We start from the raw sequence: 20,229 nt of genomic DNA on the forward strand, positions 1-20,229 counted from the left end.
TGGGTGATTAGCTCAGCTGGGAGAGCATCTGCCTTACAAGCAGAGGGTCGGCGGTTCGATCCCGTCATCACCCACCATCACTTTGCAAAAAAGTGATCACAATGCGGACTGGTAGTTCAGTTGGTTAGAATACCGGCCTGTCACGCCGGGGGTCGCGGGTTCGAGTCCCGTCCAGTCCGCCATCTTTCTTAAGATCCCCTTTTTAAATATACGCCTGGTTCGAGCCCCGCTTGAGCGCAAGCCCGGCCGTCCGCCATCTTTTTTAAGATCCCCTGCCCCACGATTTACCTTTGCGCACCAATTTGGCGCAGCTCTGTTGCTTTTGTCTATACACTCCCTGACCGATTTTTAACCAACTTATTGAAGCATTGTCATATCCTAGTCATATTCCGCGCCTATTCTGACCCCGTAGTCACAGGGAAGACCGGGGAACAAAGGTAAGGATGCCTTGTCAATTCTCTGGCAGCGACTACATTTAATCCTGAAGGTGGCACAGGTTATGCTGAGTAAAAAGTGCACACTGGAAATATTGGAATATTTAAAAAGAAAAAAGGAGATCAATATGTCTGATTACATTGATGATCTGTTAGAAGTCGGATTCGATGATTTCGATGACGATTGTGATGATGCGGTTGAGATGTAAATTACCGTCTCAACTCTCTGTAGCGGCCTGGCGCTTCGCCGGTCCAGCGCTTGAAAGCGCGCTGGAAGGCCGCAGCTGATCCAAACCCCAACACATACGCAATTTCCCCTAAGGTCAACGCAGTATCCCGCACATAGCTCTCTGCTAACGCCTGACGGGTTTCATTTAATACCTGTTGAAACGTCACCCCCTCTGCCTGTAAACGTCGTCTGAGTGTCCACGGGGCCATATTAAGGCGTCGGGCAACGACTTCCAGTTCCGGCGTCTGACCATTCAGCAGCGGACCGATTGAACGGGCCACACTTTCACGCACACTCAGACCAAGACGCACTCGTTCAAGCTCACGGTCTGCCTGACGTTTCAGGCCTTCATAAACGGAAGCGCAGCGCTGCAGCACCGGCAGATCGAGTGCCTCGCGGCTGAGAATGATGCTGTTGCTCTCTGCGCCAAAATGCACCGGACAACGGAAATGCTCCTGATAACGGGCAGCATACGAAGGCTCGTCAAATTCAATCTGAACCGACTGCACCAGCCCCTGCTTACCCGTCAGGGCTTCCGGGAGGCGGAACCAGCCGCCGAGCACAGAATCCACCACGAAGAGGTTGTACTCGTTATAGGGGCTGATGGAGTAAAACGTCAGCCTGCCCTGCCCCTGATTTACGGAGAAGGCCGAAGCACCACGAGAGTTATAGCTGGACAGCAATTCATAATCAGCGACGGCCTGAAGCGCCTCACGCAGTGTCGGTGCGGTCATGGCCAGCAAGCCCGCCACACCGAGGTGGGAGGGCTGTGAAATCCGCCCCATCTGCAACCCAAGCCAGGGCGCACCGGTCTGCTGTATCGCAGTGTGTCCGAGACGCATAAAGCGCGGAATACTGATGCGGGTATCGGGCGACGACAATGTCGATGCTTCGATGCGGAACTGCTCCAGCAAGGGCGCCGGAGGCGTCCCCAGACTGTCCATGGCCCGCGCCAGCAGCTCAACGTAGGTGATACTCAGGTCACCGAGTTTCATCGGATGTCAGGCGTCCATACCGCTGTCGTCTTTATTGTCTTCTGCCACAACCTGCTCATCTTCCTGCGGCTCATAAAACTCGACGAGAAACTGATAACTGAGTGACAGGACCGTAATTGAAATCAGAGTCATAAAGTAAACACCGAATGCGGCAATAATATCGGTCACTGTGTTGCCAACATTGGCCAGAAGAATAAATGGTGAGCTGACCAGAAGCGGTAATGCCAGCACAACAATCACCAGGCGGCTGCCATTCCCCTGACTCATGCGCCAGGCCCGTCCAAGATCAGAGCCCTCAGTACCAATCGCAATTTCTGGCAAGGTCACCGACAGGCGCGCCATCACGTAGATCATCAGCATCAGGCAGGGTACGGCCACGACAACAGATAATTTCTGCGCCTCTTCTGGCCCCATAACGCTGGCAAGCACCACTGAGGCCATCATAACGGCGATCCCGCCCACAAACGCTGACGCAAGAACGACAACGATTGAACGCAGGAGATATTTCAGGTCATAACGCGTAGGGACGCGGAGTGCATTCAGAGGCCATTGCGACGGGTCCTGCAGGCTGAAGCGATGCACTGTGGTTGCCAGCAACACACTCAGCAGCATAGACGTCAGCCCGAAAAAGATCATACGCCCATACTTTTCAAATACAGCGGGATTGGTGTCTGTCGCCTGTTCAAAGGCCGCGAACATTTCAGCCTGTAGCTGTGTACTGAAGTGATCCAGTACAACAAGGATCAGAATCAGAGGCAGGAACATGCTGATCAGTCGGGTACGCTTAGTCCAAAGAAGAAATAACGAATCTTTGAACAGATCAAATACTGGCAGCCTGGCTTCCAGCCCTAATGGACTCTTCATAAATACTCCTCACATAAAAATGCCCCGGCAGGTTGCTCTGCCGGGGCATTATCTTACCCTGTTTTTAATCAACCCGCCGGTGGTACATCACCGTGACGACGCTTATGGCGCTCGATCATGCGTTCAGGACGCAGCAGGAAGCTCGCCAGGGCTGGCAGGAGAATCAGCGCACCTAACATATTCCAGAGGAACATAAAGGTCAGCAGAATACCCATGTCTGCCTGGAATTTGATTGGCGAGATAATCCAGGTCGCAACACCGATGGCCAGGGTCACACCGGTAAAGCTCACCGCCTTACCTGTTGAACGCAGCGTTTCGAAGAACGCTTCCTGCATCGACTTCCCGGCAACGATCATGACTTCCAGGCGATTATAGATATAGATGCCGTAGTCGACACCAATCCCCACCCCGAGGGCAATCACAGGCAATGTTGCTACTTTCACGCCGATATCCAGATACGTCATCAGCGCCTGACTCAGAATAGAAGTCAGCGCCAGAGGGATCAGAATACAGGCCACCGCGGTCAGACTGCGGAAAGTAATAAAACAGAGTACAAATACCACAACGTAAACGAAGATCAGCATAGTACCCTGAGCATCCGCGATAACCTGGTTAGTCGCCGCTTCAATACCCGCATTACCCGAAGCTAACTGGAAGCGCACCGGCACAGACTCAAGCTCGCCACTGCTGATGGCTTCTTCGATTTCTGCAAAACGGTAGGTGTAGAACTTCTGGTCAACGTGGTCGTCGTAGGTCTCTTTGAATTTCTCAACGGCAGCGACCACAGTTTCGAGTGTCTCAGCCTTGTGATCATTCAGATAAATAATCACCGGAGCCATAGAGCAGTCTGAATTAAGCAGTGCATCTGGCGCGCGCTGAATCGAGGTATTAAGAATGGTCTGGTTACGTGACAGCGCAGACCAGTTCAGATTACCTTCGTTCATTGATTTGGTAACCAGCTTGGATACGGTCACCAGAGACGTGGTCGACTGCACGCCCGGAACGTTCTCCATGTACCACATAAAGCGGTCCATCGCGTCCATCACCTTATAAGCATTACACTGCTCAGGTGGCGTCTCTACCATAACCACCATAACGTCGGAGCTGGTCGAGTAATTTCCGACCATGTAAGCGTTATCCAGGTTATAGCGGCTGTCAGCGCGAAGTTCTGGCGCACCTTTATCAAGGTCGCCAATTTTCAGCCCCTGGCTGTAGAAATAACCGAAGACCGCCATAACAATCGCCAGAACGATAGGTACAGGGGCGACTTTACGGTTAGCGAAAGAAGACAGTGCACGCCAGATACCAGAGGCATTTTCTTCAGCTTTACGGGCGTGATTAACACCCGACTGGCTGATGCCGATGTACGACATAATGATTGGCAGCAGAACAAGGTTGGTCACAATAATCATGGCCACGCCCACACTCGCCGCAATCGCCAGCTCCTGAATCACCCCAATATCAATAAACAGCAGGGTCAGGAAGCCAATTGCATCCGACAACAGCGCCAGCATGCCCGGTACATACAGACCACGGAAAGCATGACGGGCGGCCTGCAGAGGATTTGCCCCTTTGCCTGCCTCAATCGCAATCCCGTTAATGATCTGTACGCCATGACTGATGCCAATCGCAAACACCAGGAAAGGCACCAGTACCGAATACAGATCCACCGTGAAGCCCATCAGCGCCAGTGAGCCAAGCTGCCAGACAACGGCAATCAGAGACGCGACAATAGGCACGATAGTGCCACGAGGGCAGCGTGAATACAGGAACAGCAGAATGGCCGTCATCACCATTGCCGCCAGGAAGAAGAGGCCAATAGATTTGGCACCTTCCAGCAGGTCACCTAACTTCTTCGGCGTGCCAGTGATATAGATCCGGTACTGGTCGTTCTGGAACTGAGAACGTACCTTTTCTTCCAGCTCTTTACTGAACGCCGCGTAGCTCAGTTTTTCACCCGTTTCAGGGTCATTCTCGACCAGGGGTACGTCAATAATGGCCGACTCGAAGTTGTTCGCAACCAGACGCCCGACCTGTCCTGACTTCAGCACATTCTGACGGACCTGTTCGAGGCTATCGCGCGAACCATCGTAAGTACTCGGAATAACCGGGCCGCCCTGAAAACCTTCTTCTGTGACTTCGGTCCAGCGCACATTCGGCGTCCAGAGCGACTGCATTCCTGAGCGGTCGACGCCCTTAATAAAGAAGATCTCGTCGCTGATTTTGCTCAGCGTATCCATGTAGTCTTTGGTGAAAATATCGCCCGAGGTCGTCTCGACCGCGATCTTCACGTTGGCGACACCGCTCTTCATCTCGTCCTTGTGAACCAGATAATTACGGATGTACTCATGGTTAAGCGGAATGTATTTTTCAATACTGGCGTCGAGCGTTACCTTCGTCAGTCCAAAACCGAACAGCGCGGTAAGCATCATCAGAACCGCAATGACGATACCGCGGTTGTTGAAGATCAGACGCTCAAGAAATGGTTCGCTTTCCGGCGACAGAATGTAGTGTTCAGGAACACTGGAAAATTTCTTATCACTCATTTCACAGGTCCCCTTGTGCCATGGAAATCTCGGCCTGCATCAGGTGGCCCTGCGGATCAAGCAACTTCACTCCGGCTTCTCCGACGATAACAAAATGCCCTTGCGTGGCACGGGTGACGGCAGCCGAAGCCTTGCGCCCTTCAAGAATGACCGAGCGCGGGTTACGGAAATTGCGGTCGAGCAGAATCACTGCACCGCCATTACCGACCAGTACAGCACCCTTCTCTGTTTCGAAACCGCCAAGCAGCGTCTGCTCAACGCCGGTATTCAGCTCTTCCCAGGTAATCCCTTCGTCCCAGGACTGATACACATGTCCACGCAGTGCGAATAACAGCTGCAGTTTGTCTTTATCAACCAGACCAAACAGCGAACCGTCGTATGGGCTCGGTTGCGGCGTCCAGCTCTGCCCGGCGTCTTCAGAGCGCAGCAGCAGACCCATTTCGCCGGTAATGACCATGGTCTGTTCGCCGGTGCGGGTAATGGAATTCAGGTGCAGGCGATCCGGGTTCGGCAGACGGGACGCCATGTCCTGCCAGCTTTTGCCGCCGTCTTCGGTAGTAAAGGCCATACCGTAGGCACCGATCGCGATACCTTCTTTTTCGCTCCAGAATTCCACATCAAGGAAAGGCTTGGTTGAGCCAGTCTCGAAGTCGTATTCGGCATCCTGAAGGGTAAACTGCGCAGTTTCGAGCGCCATCATTGCTTCGTCGGCTTCTTCGTCTGAACCCTCAGCAGCAAGTTCAGCACGCTCTTCCATCACAGCAAGATTGCTACGCGCAGCCTCCAGAATGGCTTTGTTCGCCTGATAACCATCAAACTGCTTAGTCCAGGTTTTACCGCCATCTTCACTGCCAAGAATGACGCCATCGTGACCCACGGCCCAGCCGTTACGCTCACCATAGAAATCGACAGATGTCAGTGTGACACTGACCGGCACCTCCCCCTGGCGCCAGCTAAGTCCACCGTCATCTGAAAATACGATGTGTCCGTGAGCCCCTGCGCTCACAAGACGATCTCCGGCGTTGGTAACATCGAGCAGCAACTCTTCATGAGCGCGCAGCGTCTCCATTGCCGGAGTCTCCAGCGGGTCCTGCCAACCGGCATTCACCACTGAGGACAACGCCATAGCTCCCACCATGAGCCAGCGTCTGCCCTGCCTGACTTGTGCGTCCCCACCTGCACAAGCGGTCGGCCTGACCAAATTAAACAACATAAAAGACCCCGTTTTTATTGCTTTGTCGTTTTTTCGCGCTAGTCTATCCGACAGGCGCAAAAGTGACTAACCTGCGCTTGTAACAGTATGTAAGCCGCAGGCCATCTTCCTTAAGAGTAGACGCAATCAGGGAAAAGCGGGAACGGAGCGTTCCGCTGGCGCTCCGAATCCCGATCAGATATTGAACAATTAACGTCGACCGCGACGTCTCAGTTCTGCTGGCGTGAAATAGCGGTCACCCGGTGGCGGATTGCTGTAATCAATCGCTTCCGGCTCTTCATTGATCATTCCCTGAACATGATAGCGACGTGCCCGAAGGTCGTGGAAAACATCCATTCCTGACCAGGTAACAGGCAACTCATAATACGTTTTCATATACGACATGCTGACGCGCCATAACTCGCCATTAATGTCGTACTGGTCGGCAACCGAAATTCCCCAGGTATCCTCATCAATGTAGAACACCCTGCGTCCATACACATGACGCTGGTTATTCTTGAGAGTTCCTTCCACGACCCAGACACGATGCTTTTCGTAGCGGGTATATTCAGAATTGACGTGCCCCGGACGAAGGACATCGTTGTAACTCAGAGTATTAGACGTCAGCCGGTAGTTGTTGTAGGGAATATACACCTCTTTTTTACCGATCAGCTTCCAGTCGTAACGATCCGGTGAGCCGTTGTACATATCGGTATCGTCGGCATAGCGCAGGCCATCGGCCGCAGCGATCGGTGTATCGTATGCCAGGTTAGGCGCACGGCGGACACGACGCTGTCCGGCGTTGTAGCCCCACGCCTGACGAGGTTCGTCGGCCTGGTTAAGGGTTTCCCGGACCAGTACAGCGCCACCAGCAAGGCGCGCTGGTGCCTTGGTCACAGACAGATAGTAGAAGAGAAGATTATCAAGCTCTTCAATCGTTTTATCCGGACGGTAGTAGTTAAATTCAACCTGCTGCTCTACGGTCGTCGGCGAGAAGTTTCCGTCTTTCTGTACGGCCACTTCGGATGCCTGAATCTGCAGGAAGACGCCACGCCAGCGGGTAATGTGGTTCCAGACAGCCTGGATACCTGCCTGCGCCGGGTCGTCGGAAAGCACCGGGAAAGGGATGCCGCCATAAGCGTACATCAGCGAGTTGCCGTTGTTCTGTAATTCAGCGCGGATTGCATTTTTGTAGGTATTTTCATATACCCACTCCGGCGCGGCTGCCGTACGCCGGGTTTTATAGACCGGCATACGGAAAGAATCGGGATAGGTACGGAACAGGGCTTTCTGCCCTTCGGTCAGATATTGATCATACTGCATCATATTCTGCGCAGTGATCACAAAAAGTGGCTTATCTTCCGGATAAGGGTCCGGGTGATGCTGACCTGCATGGGTGTACGAAGGCGGTGGCAGAGTAAGACCACCACGCCACGGCGGTATGTCTCTTCCGTTACCTTCTTTTGTCGCACCCATCGGTGTCAGACTGGTTTTCAACTGCTCGGCGTCCTGAACACTGACAGCAGCGTGACCGGTGGCGGCCCCCATACAGAGAACAGCGGCGGCACCCGATAAAATCCACTTCTTATACTTCATTCCTGACCTCAGACATGCAGAAAGGCTTACGTCTCTGAATTCCTTACGCAAGACTCTTGCTGACCACTTCAAATACGTCTTTTGAAAGATTGCCCTGCTGCATAATGCGTTGCAACTCTGCTTTCATCAACTGTGACTGACTTGGCACCAATCGTTTCCATCGGGTCAATGGCGCAAGCAACCGCGACGCAATCTGCGGGTTACTTTCGTTGAGACGGATAACGGCATCGGCCAACAGACGATAGCCCTCACCATCCGCGGAATGGAAACGGCTCAGGGCCTGGTTCGCGAACGCACCGATAACAGAACGTACTTTATTCGGGTTACGCCAGTCGAACGCCGGGTGCGCCAGCAGGTCGTTAATGTGTTCAATAGTCGCCATTTCGGCCGAGCCTGCCTGCACTGACAACCACTGATTAACCACCAGAGGGTCACTCTGCCAACGCTCATAGAAGTCATCCAGAGCACTCTGAGCGCGCATACGATCACCACTGTTGACCAGCGCGCGGAGCGCCGCCATCTGATCGGTCATGTTGTCGGCCTTCTGGTACTGTTGCTGCGCTGCCGCCAGGCCATCGTCACCGGTTCTGGACCAGTAACTCAGTGCCAGGTTTTTCAGAGAACGCTGCGCCATATGAGCCGGATCTGGCTCGTATTCACGGGCAATGTTCAGACGCTGATAACAGGCAACGATATCGTCACGCAGCGCAGACGCCAGCGCACCGCTGACTTCTTCACGCGCGGAGTGGATCGCCAGCGGATCTATCTCACCCGAAAATTCCGCAATGTAAGACTCGGATGGCAGTGCCAGCAGATAAGCGACCATTGCCGGATCCAGGTCGGTATCGTTCAGCAGCTCACGATATACATTGATATCGTCGTCACTCAGTTCGAAGCGCCCTTCCCGTGCGTCGTCAATCCAGGTAAGCATCAGGCGCTGACCTGCATCCCAACGATTAAAACCATCACTGTCGTGGCGCAGTAGGAAGCGCAGTGTTTCCCGCGACTGCTGATAATTCACCCGGACCGGTGCAGAGAAATCACGGAACAGCGAGACGGCAGGCTCCTGCTCCAGACCACTGAAGGTAAACGTCTGCTCTGCCTCGCGGAAGTGCAGCACCTGACTTGATTCCGTCCAGAATTCTTCCTGATCCGGCGTCACGGTTAACGGGCTGCCATCTTTACCGATCAGCCCCAGCTGAACAGGAATCCATAGTGGCTGTTTGTCGGTCTGCCCCGGGGTGTCCGGTGTGTGCTGACGTAACGTCAGAGTCAGACGCCCGGCACCCGAATCATAGCTGGTCAGGACATCAACCACAGGCGTGCCTGCCTGCTTATACCAACGCCGGAACTGAGTGAAATCGACGCCGTTGGCGTCTTCCATCGCCTGAACAAATTCATTGATCGTGACGGCCTGACCATCGTGGCGGTCAAAGTACAGGTCGGTCCCTTTACGGAATCCTTCAGCACCCAGAATTTTGTGGTACATGCCGACGACTTCTGCACCTTTTTCATAAATGGTGACGGTATAAAAATTAGAAATTTCGATGTAAGAGTCGGGCTGTACCGGATGCGCCATTGGCCCGGCATCTTCTGCAAACTGAACCGTACGGAGAATTCCGGCGTCTTCAACGCGCTTCACTGTCGCAGAGTTCATATCTGCAGAGAAACAGGCATCACGGAAGACCGTAAAGCCTTCTTTCAGACTGAGCTGGAACCAGTCACGACAGGTCACCCGGTTGCCCGACCAGTTATGGAAATACTCGTGCGCAACAATCGCCTCAATACGCTGATACGCAGCATCGGTGGCTGTCGCAGGATTGGCCAGAACACAGGATGAATTGAAAATATTCAGCCCTTTGTTTTCCATGGCGCCCATATTGAAGTCATCCACCGCCACGATCATAAAAATATCGAGATCGTATTCGCGACCATACACGTCTTCATCCCAACGCATTGAGCGCTTGAGGGCGTCCATGGCATAGGCGGTCTTGTCGATATTGCGTGGTTCTACAAATATTTTCAGCGCAACCTCACGACCACCGCAGGTCGTGAAACTGTCTTCTGTCACCAGAAGATCACCGGCCACCAGCGCAAACAGATACGCCGGCTTTTTATGAGGGTCGTGCCACACCACATGGCGCTTGCCGCCAATCACCTCTTCTGAGACCGGATTACCGTTCGACAGCAGTACCGGGTACTGCCCGGCATCGGCAATAATTTCTGTCGTGAACACTGACATGACATCCGGGCGGTCAGGGTAATAGGTAATACGACGGAAGCCTTCCGCCTCACACTGCGTGCAGTACATACCGCCAGAGCGGTACAGACCTTCAAGGGCGGTATTTTTTGCAGGATAAATCCGGGTCACAACCTGCAGCGTGTGTTCTGCAGACAGTCCGGTCAGCATCAGTGACTCATCACCGAGGGTATATTCGCCTTCGCCCAGCACCCGGCCGTCGATGCTGATGCTCTCTAAACCGAGTTCCTGACCGTTAAGAAAAAGCTCGTTACTTTCTCCGAGCTGACGGATTTTCAGGGTCGATGTAACGAGGGTGAATTCTTCTTCAAGTTCAAAGCGGAGGTGTGTCTCCACGACCTCATACGCCGGTTCTTTGTAGTCCGTTAACTGAATCGCAGTTGGCTGAGCGTCGCGCATGTGTATGCCCCTTATGCTGTGAGGGTAACCTGATAGGAAGTGAACTTACGCAGGTTGATGACTCCTGTGTCCAGTATCAGGTACTGCCCTTTTATTCCCATTAACCGGCCTGCCACGTCGGCGGTTTTATCAAAATTGTGACTGACGACTTTAACCGGATACTCAATCACTGGGTAGCGGAAAGTGCGGACAGATTCATTCATAAGCCAGGTCAGACTGCCAGGCCCCTGTTCTGTCTCCAGTGCCTGCAGCTCGTCAGAGAACAGCGCCGCGAGGCGATCCCGTTCTGAGACCAGGTCGAGCTCTACCGCATCGTCTTTCAGCATGGCACGCCAGTTAGTTTTGTCGGAGATGTCGCGCCGGATAATATCTTCAACCAGCCCCGCCATGCGCCGGCTGGCTACGCGAGCCACTGGCAATGCCTGCCCTGCCCCCTGGTCGAGCCAGCGCGAAGGCATATTTTTCATTCGCGTGATACCGACTTTTAACCCGGATGAATTCGCCAGATAAACGATGTGATCATTAAAGCAGACTTTTTCGGCAAAGCGGTTATCGCGGCAGGTGCCCAGATGAAAATGGCACTTTTCCGGACTGAGAATACAGGCATCGCATTCCGCCAGACGGGTAAAGCACGGGTAACAATACCCTTGATTAAAACTTTTATTCGACGGACGACCACAATGAGTACAGTGAATTTCTCCGGCCCATGTCAGAGTAATGTCACTGCCAAGAAGTGGATTCAGAGCCACTTCCTGATCATCCAGAACCATATAATATTCAACCGGATTGCCCGGCCGGATACGCATCTTGTCGAGATGCCCGCTCCACTCAGTCATACGACCTCATTTAATCGTCAGTGGCTGGACATCGTCGTCCCCGCCCTGCTTTTTCGCTTTTTTACCCAGATCGATATAACCCACCCGCTCCTGCTCCGGCACGTCGTGCGTATTCTCATACCAGATAATGGCTTCCATGCAGAGTTCACGCTGGCCATCTTCCAGCTTACGGCCATTGGGCCAGCGACCAGTCGCCACCGCATTTTTCAGATTCACATACACTTCAGGTGTCAGTGAACGGATCAGATCATCGAGATTCATCTTGTCCCCGTTTAGTAACTGGCCAGACGACGGCCAATAAAAAACCTACCAGCAGACCACCCAGGTGGCCCCCATTTGCAATCCCGGACAGGCCCGGAATCAGAGTATCGCCGGTAATAGTAAATAACATCATCACTACCATTAAGATCAGCACCCCCTTAGGGATGCCATACGGAATACGGAAGCGGGTCTGCCTGAGACCCGTATAGGCGCACAGACCATAAACGACCCCGGATGCGCCCCCGAATGCAGGTCCTGCGACCCACCACTGCAGGAGATTACCGCCAAGGCCACAGAAGATCACCAGCGCCAGAATCGCTCCGCGTTCGCCCTGTTTTTCAATGGCGCCAACAAAGATCCAGACCCAGAGGGCATTAAACAGAATATGAAGAACGCTGAAATGCAGAATCGTCGGCCGCCAGAGTGCCCAGAAACCGAGATCCGTGTAGGTACTCAGACGGTTGCGGGCCTCAGGCCAGAGGCCCTCGCTTTCCCTCAGCCAGCTGATCCAGTCGGGGCTGATATGCTGCCAGGCAAAAACGCAGACCAGAATCAGAACCAGGCTGGCTGCGACTGGCGTCTGCCATATCCGCTGCATAAGCCGGCCTGGTGAAAAGCGGCTGGACGTGGCGGCGGGCGTCAGTTCTCCGGCCTGCCAGCGCTGCAGCAGATTTTCTACCCGGGGAATGTCAGCGGGGTCCGCCAGAATCAGAATCTGCTGTTGATTGTCTTCAACAACATGATGAACGATACGCTGCGCCCAAAGGTGCTCTGTCAGTGGCGACAGATCGGTCTCCAGTGGGGCAGCCAGTACAGCAAGGCCTTGCATCAGCGTTCTTTTTTCTCCACCCGGACCCAGGTGAATTTACCTTTCTGAAGTTTTGTTTCGGTGTCCATACGATAAGCCGCAAGACGACCATATTTAACCGCACTGTAATCAAGACAGGCGATATTAGGCACAATGGGTTCAGGCAGGCCCTGCATCCAGTAGTGCCCGATAAACAGAGGCTTTTCGTCCGGTCCGTAGAACAGCAGCTGATCTTTTTCTTCCGGGCTGAGCAAGGCGTGCTGCAGATCTTCAGGTAGAGGATCGGGCTGGAATATCACATCGTTGTAGCGCTCAGGTTCACCCTCCCAGAATTTTGTCCGGAAGAACTGGCGGACCATGCCGTCTTTCGCCGTCATCGAACGCCCACCGGGCAGCTTCAGAGACGTCCCCCGGAGAATACGGTCGAGAAACTGATACAGGAATGAATCGGTCTGAACAGATTCAGGCAGCAGACTGCGGTTCAGTGTGTTGGTGCCGTAGCGACGCTGATACTCGTCGATCATGGCTTTATCCCAACAGGCGTGGACGACACGGAAGTGCTCGTAATCCAGAAACAGTGGCAGGGTCACAAACCAGTCGAGCATGTCATTGAACTCCTGAGGGTAGTTCGCAAACTGCTCCAGGGTCTGTTCAACAATAAAATTATTGCGCGGAGTATGAGGGCGCAGATAAGGCTGACGCATCCCCGCCGGAGCCTCAGACAGATAGGTCACTACATTGTATTCGTGGTTACCCATCACGATGTCTGCGTGACCCGCTTCGACCATGTCTCTGACAATGTGACACGCCAGCCGGATATTCGGACCACGGTCGACAATGTCGCCAAGAAACACGACTTTGCGCTTGGGGTGCTGATACACGCCATTCTGTTTCGTGTACCCCATCTGCTCCAGCAGGTCGATCAGTGTCAGTCCACACCCGTGGATATCACCAATCAGATCATAACCCTGATGCATACTTAGTCCCCGAGGTTACTGCTCCAGCCGAGTTTAGTACGGCAGATTTCGTAGAAGTTGTGGCCTTTCGGGTGGATCAGCTTCAGCTTATGAGACTTCTTCCGGATCGTAATGCTGTCGCCCGGCGCACAGGGTATGTGCGTCTGACCATCGCAGCTGATCGTTGGATAGAGTCCCTGACTGGCATCCACCACAATTTTCACTTCGCTCTTACCGTCGACCACAATCGGACGACTGGAAAGTGTGTGCGGGAACATAGGCACCAGCACCAGCGCATCAAGACGCGGGTGCATGATCGGGCCTCCCCCTGATAAAGCATAGGCGGTAGAACCCGTTGGGGTTGAAACAATTAAGCCATCAGAGCGCAGGCTGTAGACAAACTGACCTTCAATATACAGATCAAAGGCAATCATACGGGCTGATTTGCCGGGATGAAGAACGACGTCGTTCAGGCCGGTGGCTGAGCCGATCGGGTTACCGTCACGCTTGATTTCAGCATCCAGCAGGAAGCGACGCTCTTCAACGTACTCGCCGTCGAGTACCGCCTGCACGGCTTCACACATTTCTTCATCAGGGCTGATATCGGTCAGGAACCCGAGACGTCCGCGGTTAATCCCGAGAACCGGCGTATTGTATTTCGCCAGCGCCCGGGCAGCGCCGAGCAGACTGCCATCACCACCGACGACAATCACCAGGTCGCAGATCTCACCAAGCATATTGACGTTACAGATCTGCATGCCGTGACCGGGCATGACTTCCGCGATGCGATCATCAAGAATCGTGTGATAACCCTCGTCAATCAGATAGCGGGACAGACGACGAATAGTTTCAATGACTTTATTACTGTTAAGTCGGCCGATGATGCCGATATTGCGGAACTCTTCCATCAGAAAACTGGTAACCTCACAGTCGATGCACGGTATGGCCTGCGCCTTATTGTTGCGGCACTTATACCACACAGGAGTTTAAAAGGCTTGTTCAGTGCCTGCCCAGCCCCGGACCACCCGTTTTTCGCCATTGCGGAGAAATACCGGCGCGATCAGATATGGAGCGTGCTTGGTCCACCCCTGTTGCGTAACTCTGCCAGCTGCAACCCTGCCCAATGGCTACCTGACGATGCCTTCCGGCAACTGGCGTCATGCCAGTCTCCGGCACCTGACTTCACGAGCCCCCGTCTGGGCTTTATGTTTGAAACGCTCTGGCAGGACGCTCTGACCACTTTCGGCCTCCCTCACCTGAGTAATCTGCAGATACAGCAGAACGGCCGGACCCTGGGGGAACTTGACCTGATACTGCAGCAGAGCGACCCGGCGCAACATATCGAACTGGCGCTTAAGTTTTATCTGGGTATCGGCTCCGACTGGGTCGGCCCGAATCTGCGTGACCTGCTGAGCCGTAAGATACGCCATACCTTTGATCATCAGCTTCCTCTGGCCTCTGCGCCGGCAGCGCGAGCCGTGCTCGAGGCCAAAGGGATTCATCGCTGTGACTCTGCCGCGCTGATGCGTGGCTGTCTGTTTCACCCCGCTCACGGACTCACTCCGGCGCCTCTTCCCGCGGAAGTATCCCCGCATCACTGGCGCGGTTACTGGTGCCCGGTAGGAGATGCCGGCAGCTGTCTGCCGGAAGGTCGCTGGTATGTGCTCAGCAAACCCGACTGGCTGAGCCCGGTGCTGGCTAAGTTCTCTGTTTCCCGTACAGATCTGCTGCAGTATCTGGCCTCATACTTCCGCCACCTCAGTACGCCCATCTCGATTGCTCTGGTCATGGAAGGCCCATATGGCTGGGCGGAGCATCAGCGCTGGATGATAGTGTCAGATCACTGGCTGGATTAGCGGATTTCCAGACCGTAGCCGCGACGTCCCTGCAGTCCTCCCGTGTGGATCAACAGGCGCGGCACAGTGGAATCGGGGGATTCCCCCTCGAACGCCGCCATCAATTTTGCGGTATACACAGGATCAAGAGGCAGGCCCAGTTGATCATAGCGTCGGATAAGATCCATCAGCCCGGTGTCAGCGCGGGCAAAACCTCCACCGTGATAGGTATCCAGCAAAGTGACTCGTACCGGTAGTGGATTCGCGCTCCAGCGCCTTGCCAGCGCCCCCCGATCAGCCACGCAGTTCACCACAACCAACTGACTGTCTGCAGGCATCATCGCTGCAATGCCGCGGGCCGTTGTCCCGGTACCGGCAGCAAGCCAGACCTCGCGGTATGCCGCCAGTATGGGTTGCAGACATGACCAACCCTGTTCTCCTTCTGGCCCCTCTCCCCCTTCGGGAATCACCCAGGCGTTATATTCTTCGGCGAGCGCCTGATGCCAGCCAGAATCGTACCGTTGTGCATAGGTCACCCTGTCACAGAACCTGAGGTTCATGCCCCACTGCTGGCAGTCTTCAAGAGTTACAGTGAGGGGTTGATGTGCGTACGCACGGACGAAACCAGTGACGGGGATATTGCGATCGCTCGCCAACGCCGCCAATGCATGCAGATGATTTGACCAGGCACCACCAAAACTCAGCAGGCCGCGCCTGCCGCTGGCCCTCCAGGCATCGAGGTGGCCGAGCAGTTTGAAAACTTTGTTACCTGAAAGTACCGGGTCGAGCTGATCAAGGCGGAGGACATGGGTGTTCTCCGGCCCGGAGACCAGGGGAGTAATCAGCGAAGAGATGCGCTTATGCGCCAGCAGGGGTTCCATAAGCGCAGATCATAGCGCAGTCAGAAACGTTTTTTCTGCGCCGATGGATCGGATGACATGCCAAATTCATTTGTGTTGGCGGCTTCTTCCTTCGACAGCGCTTTAGAAAGTGCATCGTTGGATTCTTCTTCCTCACCACCTTCACCGCGATACAGAGCCGCTGTTTTCTCTGCGATACGCCGGACACGTTCATTCTTCTCAGGAAACTGCATATCGAACTCAATCAGAAGCTTGCGTGCGGCCTTGTAGTAGTTGGCTGCGGTCACGACATCACCCCGTTTGGCCGCAACATCGCCCTGTGCAGTGTAGGTATCTACCTCTCGCTCCAGCAGGGTCATTTTAAGATAACGCCGGTACTCAACCATGGCCGATTCTGAAATAACTTTCTTCTTTACCAGTGTGGGCAGCATCCGCAGGATCATAGAGAACTGACGACGACCATACCTCAGCTCGCGGTCACTCTTGAGTACCTTGCGTGGCGCCCCGGCAGCATCAATGCGCTGGTTATAGGGCTGAGCATCGAAAGGTTCCAGGTTCTTTCTGGCAGCGCCGGAGATCATGCTATCGGCTTTCGCCTGTAGCTCGGCAATCCGGTCAAGCACCAGCCGCTGAATGTCTTTGTGGTCATCCACCAGAATCAGGTATTCAAGCGCCTCCAGATATTCGTCAGCCTTCTGCCTGACCGTCCGGGCCTGCAACGCACTGAGCTGCTGTTTCTGTACCTTGCGGGAATACAGTACAGCGCCCAGCATCAGCAGGCTGAGAGGTATCGCAATCACTAAAACCAATCCTATTGCGGACATATTTGTTCAGACTCCGTGAGATATGTGCTATTCCTGAAATAAGGCATCCGCGGCCGCATTCCTGTAGAGAAGCGGCAACTATTGACAACAAGTCTAGCAACTTTTGCGGTGTATGCTGGTCCGTGAACACAGACAATAATAGGCATCAGGCTTGACCTGCCCCCCGGGTGTGCCTTTAAAGTGTCGGCTTTATTCCCGCCGGCAGTAAACATTACAAAAGGGTTATCGAAAGGATTATGGGCAAATCACTGGTGATCGTGGAGTCGCCTGCCAAGGCCAAAACCATCAATAAATATCTGGGCAACGACTATGTGGTCAAATCCAGTATCGGTCATATCCGTGACCTGCCAACCTCAGGTTCCAGTTCAAAAAGTGATCCGAAAGAGCGTGCACGTCAGGCCGCTCTGACCCGGAAAATGTCACCGGAAGAGAAAGCCGTCTACAAAAAACAGAAGGCTCATGATCAGCTGATTGCCCGCATGGGGATTGATCCCGAGCATGGCTGGTCAGCCAGTTACGAAGTGCTTCCCGGCAAAGAAAAAGTCGTTGATGAACTGCGTCGCTTAGCCAAAGATGCCGATCAGATCTATCTCGCAACGGATTTGGACCGCGAAGGGGAAGCCATTGCCTGGCACCTGCGGGAAGTGATCGGTGCAGATTCCAAGCCTTACCGCCGGGTCGTATTTAACGAAATTACCAAGAAAGCGATCAAGGCGGCTTTTGAACAGCCGTCAGAGCTGAACATGAACCGCGTGAATGCACAGCAGGCCCGCCGGTTCCTGGACCGCGTAGTGGGCTTTATGGTGTCACCGCTGCTGTGGAGCAAAATTGCCCGCGGTCTATCTGCAGGCCGGGTACAGTCAGTCGCCGTTCGTCTGATTGTTGAGCGCGAGCGCGAAATCCGCGCATTCGTACCGGAGGAGTACTGGGAAGCATTCGCTGACCTGACCATCCCTGCCGGAGACAAACTGCGCGCTCAGATTGTTAAACAGAACGACAAAGAATTCCGTCCATCCGATGAAGCCACGACAATGGCTGCGATGGATGCCGTCGGTAAAGGGCCTTTCGTTGTTGCCCGACGCGAAGACAAGCCGACCAGCTCCCGCCCTGCCGCACCATTTATTACCTCAACCCTGCAGCAGGCCGCCAGTACCCGCCTTGGCTTCAGTGTGAAGAAAACCATGACACTGGCCCAGCGTCTGTACGAAGCAGGTTACATCACCTACATGCGTACCGACTCGACCAACCTGAGTCAGGATGCCGTAGAGAGCGTACGCCAGTACATCAACGACAAGATGGGTGCTGAATACCTGCCTGACGACCCGCGCCAGTACAGCAGCAAAGAAGGCGCCCAGGAAGCTCACGAAGCGATCCGACCTTCAGATGTGAAGATGCGCGCTGCTGACCTGTCGTCCATGGAGCCGGATGCCCAACGTCTTTACGATCTGATCTGGCGACGTTTTGTCGCGTGTCAGGTGAACGATGCAAAATTTACCAGCACCACCATCAGTATCCGTTCCGGTGACTTCGAGCTGCGCACCAAAGGGCGCGTGATCCGCTTTGATGGTCACCTGAAGGTATTGCCTGCCAGCGGCGGCAAAGGCGATGAAGATGTTCTGCTCCCTGACGTGAACGAGGGGGATGTTCTTAATCTTGAACAGCTCGATCCGCGCCAGCACTTTACTAAGCCAGCGCCACGCTTCTCGGAAGCAGCCCTGGTAAAAGAACTCGAGAAGCGTGGTATCGGCCGTCCATCCACCTACGCTTCTATTATTTCGACCATTCAGGAACGCGGCTATGTGAGCCTGAAAGGCCGTCGCTTCTATGCAGAAAAAATGGGCGATATTGTCACCAGTCGCCTGACAGAAAACTTTGCTGATCTGATGAATTACAGCTTCACCGCCACCATGGAGGAGAAACTGGATGATATCGCCGACGGTGATGTGAACTGGACCAAGGTTCTGGATGAATTCTACAGCAGCTTCAGCGAGCAGCTGGATCAGGCCTCCAGTGAGGAAGGCATGCGACCGAACAATCCGGTCGACACTGACGTTGCCTGTCCGACCTGTGGCCGCCATATGCAGATCCGTAATGGTTCGACCGGTGTATTCCTTGGGTGCTCAGGCTACAGCCTGCCCCCCAAAGAACGCTGCACCCAGACACTCAACCTGATTCCCGGAGACGAGGCGATCACCGCCGATGAAGATGACGAGGCAGAAAGCCGTCGTCTGATGGATAAACGCCGCTGCGGCATCTGCGACTCTGCCATGGAGAGCTACCTGCTTGATGAGCAGCGCAAAGTCCATATCTGCGGTAACAACCCCGACTGCGCAGGTTTTGAGGTTGAGCAGGGACAGTTCAAAATTAAGGGCTACGACGGTCCCGTTCTTGAGTGCGACAAATGTGGTTCTGAAATGCAGCTGAAGTCTGGTCGTTTCGGAAAATACTTCGGTTGTACCAACGATGAATGTAAAAACACCCGGAAACTTCTGAAAAACGGCGAAGCTGCGCCACCGAAAATGGACCCGGTTCCAATGCCTGAACTGAAGTGTCAGAAAGTCGAAGACACCTACGTTCTGCGTGACGGCGCCACCGGCCTCTTCCTTGCCGCCAGTCAGTTTCCGAAGAAACGTGAAACCCGTGCTCCGCTGATTTCTGAACTGATTCCTCACAAGGATGAAATCGATCCGAAGTATCACTTCCTGATGAGTGCTCCGGAGAAAGACAGTGACGGAAACCCTACGATTGTGCGTTATAGCCGCAAATCGAAAGAGCAGTACGTGATGACTGAAAAAGACGGCAAGGCAACTGGCTGGTCTGCGACATTCGACGGTAAAAAGTGGAATGTGACTGAGAAGAAAGCGACAGCGAGCAAAGCCAAAAGTAAAACAGCGGCTAAGAAAAAGAGCTGATGACTGCCCCTGATGTCTGATAAAAAAGCGCCGCACTCCACGGCGCTTTTTTCATGCCTGTCACCGATAGTGGCAGCCAGAAGATGTTGCTAGCCTGTTTTCTTCCATCAGGAAAACACCTACAGGAGAGTAACTATGAAAAAAGGATTTCGTCAGTTCCTTGCAACCGCTTCAATCTGCTTCGCTCTTGCCAGTGGTCAGGCAATGGCCACAGAGCCTGCTGAGAAAATTGATCTCAACCGTGCCACCGCTGAAGAGCTGAGCCAGCTGAAAGGTGTTGGCACCTCGAAAGCTAACGCGATCGTTGCCCACCGGAAAGAACACGGTAAATTCACCAGCATTGAAGAGCTGAAGGATGTGAAAGGCATCGGCGAATCGATTCTCGAATCCAACCGCCCTGTTCTGGTGCTGGAATAAAAAAA

Annotated in this window: 16 protein-coding genes and 2 tRNA genes; 5 read left to right on the forward strand and 13 right to left on the reverse strand. The window is 53.9% G+C overall.

Features of this window, described 5'->3' with window-relative positions; genetic code table 11:
* Nucleotide 1 precedes the first annotated feature (1 nt).
* Nucleotides 2-77: transfer RNA gene (locus Q1L85_RS01795), tRNA-Val, on the forward strand.
* Nucleotides 78-105: 28 nt separating this feature from the next.
* Nucleotides 106-182: transfer RNA gene (locus tag Q1L85_RS01800), tRNA-Asp, on the forward strand.
* A gap of 462 nt (nucleotides 183-644) precedes the next feature.
* Here the strand turns inward: Q1L85_RS01800 and Q1L85_RS01805 are convergent.
* The 11 genes from Q1L85_RS01805 to Q1L85_RS01855 form a co-directional block, all read right to left on the reverse strand.
* On the reverse strand, nucleotides 645-1,658 hold the full coding sequence (locus Q1L85_RS01805; RefSeq protein WP_300428320.1) for an AraC family transcriptional regulator: 1,014 nt from the start codon (nucleotides 1,656-1,658) through the stop codon (nucleotides 645-647).
* A gap of 6 nt (nucleotides 1,659-1,664) precedes the next feature.
* Complete coding sequence (locus tag Q1L85_RS01810; protein ID WP_300428321.1) at nucleotides 1,665-2,522, reverse strand: hypothetical protein; 858 nt, start codon at nucleotides 2,520-2,522, stop codon at nucleotides 1,665-1,667.
* 68 nt (nucleotides 2,523-2,590) lie between these two features.
* Entirely contained in the window at nucleotides 2,591-5,068 is a 2,478-nt protein-coding gene (locus tag Q1L85_RS01815; protein ID WP_300432111.1) for an RND family transporter, read from the reverse strand.
* A 1-nt stretch (nucleotide 5,069) separates the two neighbouring features.
* Nucleotides 5,070-6,194, reverse strand: coding sequence for a YCF48-related protein (locus Q1L85_RS01820; protein ID WP_300428323.1), 1,125 nt, complete (start codon nucleotides 6,192-6,194; stop codon nucleotides 5,070-5,072).
* Nucleotides 6,195-6,470: 276 nt separating this feature from the next.
* On the reverse strand, nucleotides 6,471-7,856 hold the full coding sequence (locus Q1L85_RS01825; protein WP_300428324.1) for a DUF1329 domain-containing protein: 1,386 nt from the start codon (nucleotides 7,854-7,856) through the stop codon (nucleotides 6,471-6,473).
* 43 nt (nucleotides 7,857-7,899) lie between these two features.
* Complete coding sequence (pepN, locus tag Q1L85_RS01830) at nucleotides 7,900-10,515, reverse strand: aminopeptidase N (RefSeq protein WP_300432113.1); 2,616 nt, start codon at nucleotides 10,513-10,515, stop codon at nucleotides 7,900-7,902.
* An 11-nt stretch (nucleotides 10,516-10,526) separates the two neighbouring features.
* The gene (locus Q1L85_RS01835; protein ID WP_300427107.1) at nucleotides 10,527-11,351 is read right to left on the reverse strand and encodes a DUF2797 domain-containing protein; all 825 of its coding nucleotides are present in this window, start codon (nucleotides 11,349-11,351) and stop codon (nucleotides 10,527-10,529) included.
* A gap of 6 nt (nucleotides 11,352-11,357) precedes the next feature.
* Nucleotides 11,358-11,612, reverse strand: a complete 255-nt coding sequence (locus Q1L85_RS01840; RefSeq protein WP_300427109.1) for a YeaC family protein — start codon at nucleotides 11,610-11,612, stop codon at nucleotides 11,358-11,360.
* On the reverse strand, nucleotides 11,599-12,441 hold the full coding sequence (locus tag Q1L85_RS01845; protein WP_300427110.1) for a rhomboid family intramembrane serine protease: 843 nt from the start codon (nucleotides 12,439-12,441) through the stop codon (nucleotides 11,599-11,601). Before Q1L85_RS01845 ends, Q1L85_RS01840 begins: the two co-directional genes overlap by 14 nt.
* Nucleotides 12,441-13,397 (reverse strand): metallophosphoesterase, encoded by a 957-nt coding sequence (locus tag Q1L85_RS01850; RefSeq protein WP_300427112.1) that lies wholly within the window; start codon nucleotides 13,395-13,397, stop codon nucleotides 12,441-12,443. The genes Q1L85_RS01845 and Q1L85_RS01850 overlap by 1 nt, the downstream gene beginning before the upstream one ends.
* A gap of 2 nt (nucleotides 13,398-13,399) precedes the next feature.
* Nucleotides 13,400-14,284 carry an NAD(+) kinase gene (locus Q1L85_RS01855; RefSeq protein WP_300427114.1) on the reverse strand — a complete coding sequence of 295 codons (885 nt, stop codon included), beginning with the start codon at nucleotides 14,282-14,284 and terminating at the stop codon, nucleotides 13,400-13,402.
* Here Q1L85_RS01855 and Q1L85_RS01860 point away from each other — a divergent pair.
* Nucleotides 14,180-15,232 (forward strand): DUF1853 family protein, encoded by a 1,053-nt coding sequence (locus Q1L85_RS01860; protein ID WP_300427115.1) that lies wholly within the window; start codon nucleotides 14,180-14,182, stop codon nucleotides 15,230-15,232. The genes Q1L85_RS01855 and Q1L85_RS01860 overlap by 105 nt on opposite strands.
* On the opposite strand, the gene Q1L85_RS01865 is transcribed toward Q1L85_RS01860, so the two are convergent.
* Complete coding sequence (locus Q1L85_RS01865) at nucleotides 15,229-16,092, reverse strand: hypothetical protein (RefSeq protein ID WP_300427117.1); 864 nt, start codon at nucleotides 16,090-16,092, stop codon at nucleotides 15,229-15,231. The genes Q1L85_RS01860 and Q1L85_RS01865 overlap by 4 nt on opposite strands.
* 20 nt (nucleotides 16,093-16,112) lie before the next feature.
* The gene (locus Q1L85_RS01870; RefSeq protein WP_300427119.1) at nucleotides 16,113-16,895 is read right to left on the reverse strand and encodes a hypothetical protein; all 783 of its coding nucleotides are present in this window, start codon (nucleotides 16,893-16,895) and stop codon (nucleotides 16,113-16,115) included.
* 236 nt (nucleotides 16,896-17,131) lie between these two features.
* Between Q1L85_RS01870 and topA the strand changes: the two genes are divergently transcribed.
* The gene (topA, locus tag Q1L85_RS01875) at nucleotides 17,132-19,807 is read left to right on the forward strand and encodes a type I DNA topoisomerase (RefSeq protein WP_300427120.1); all 2,676 of its coding nucleotides are present in this window, start codon (nucleotides 17,132-17,134) and stop codon (nucleotides 19,805-19,807) included.
* 135 nt (nucleotides 19,808-19,942) lie between these two features.
* Nucleotides 19,943-20,224 carry a helix-hairpin-helix domain-containing protein gene (locus Q1L85_RS01880; RefSeq protein WP_300427121.1) on the forward strand — a complete coding sequence of 94 codons (282 nt, stop codon included), beginning with the start codon at nucleotides 19,943-19,945 and terminating at the stop codon, nucleotides 20,222-20,224.
* Nucleotides 20,225-20,229 lie beyond the last annotated feature (5 nt).

Source organism: uncultured Thalassolituus sp. (assembly GCF_950066645.1).
Taxonomy (GTDB): domain Bacteria; phylum Pseudomonadota; class Gammaproteobacteria; order Pseudomonadales; family Oceanobacteraceae; genus Thalassolituus.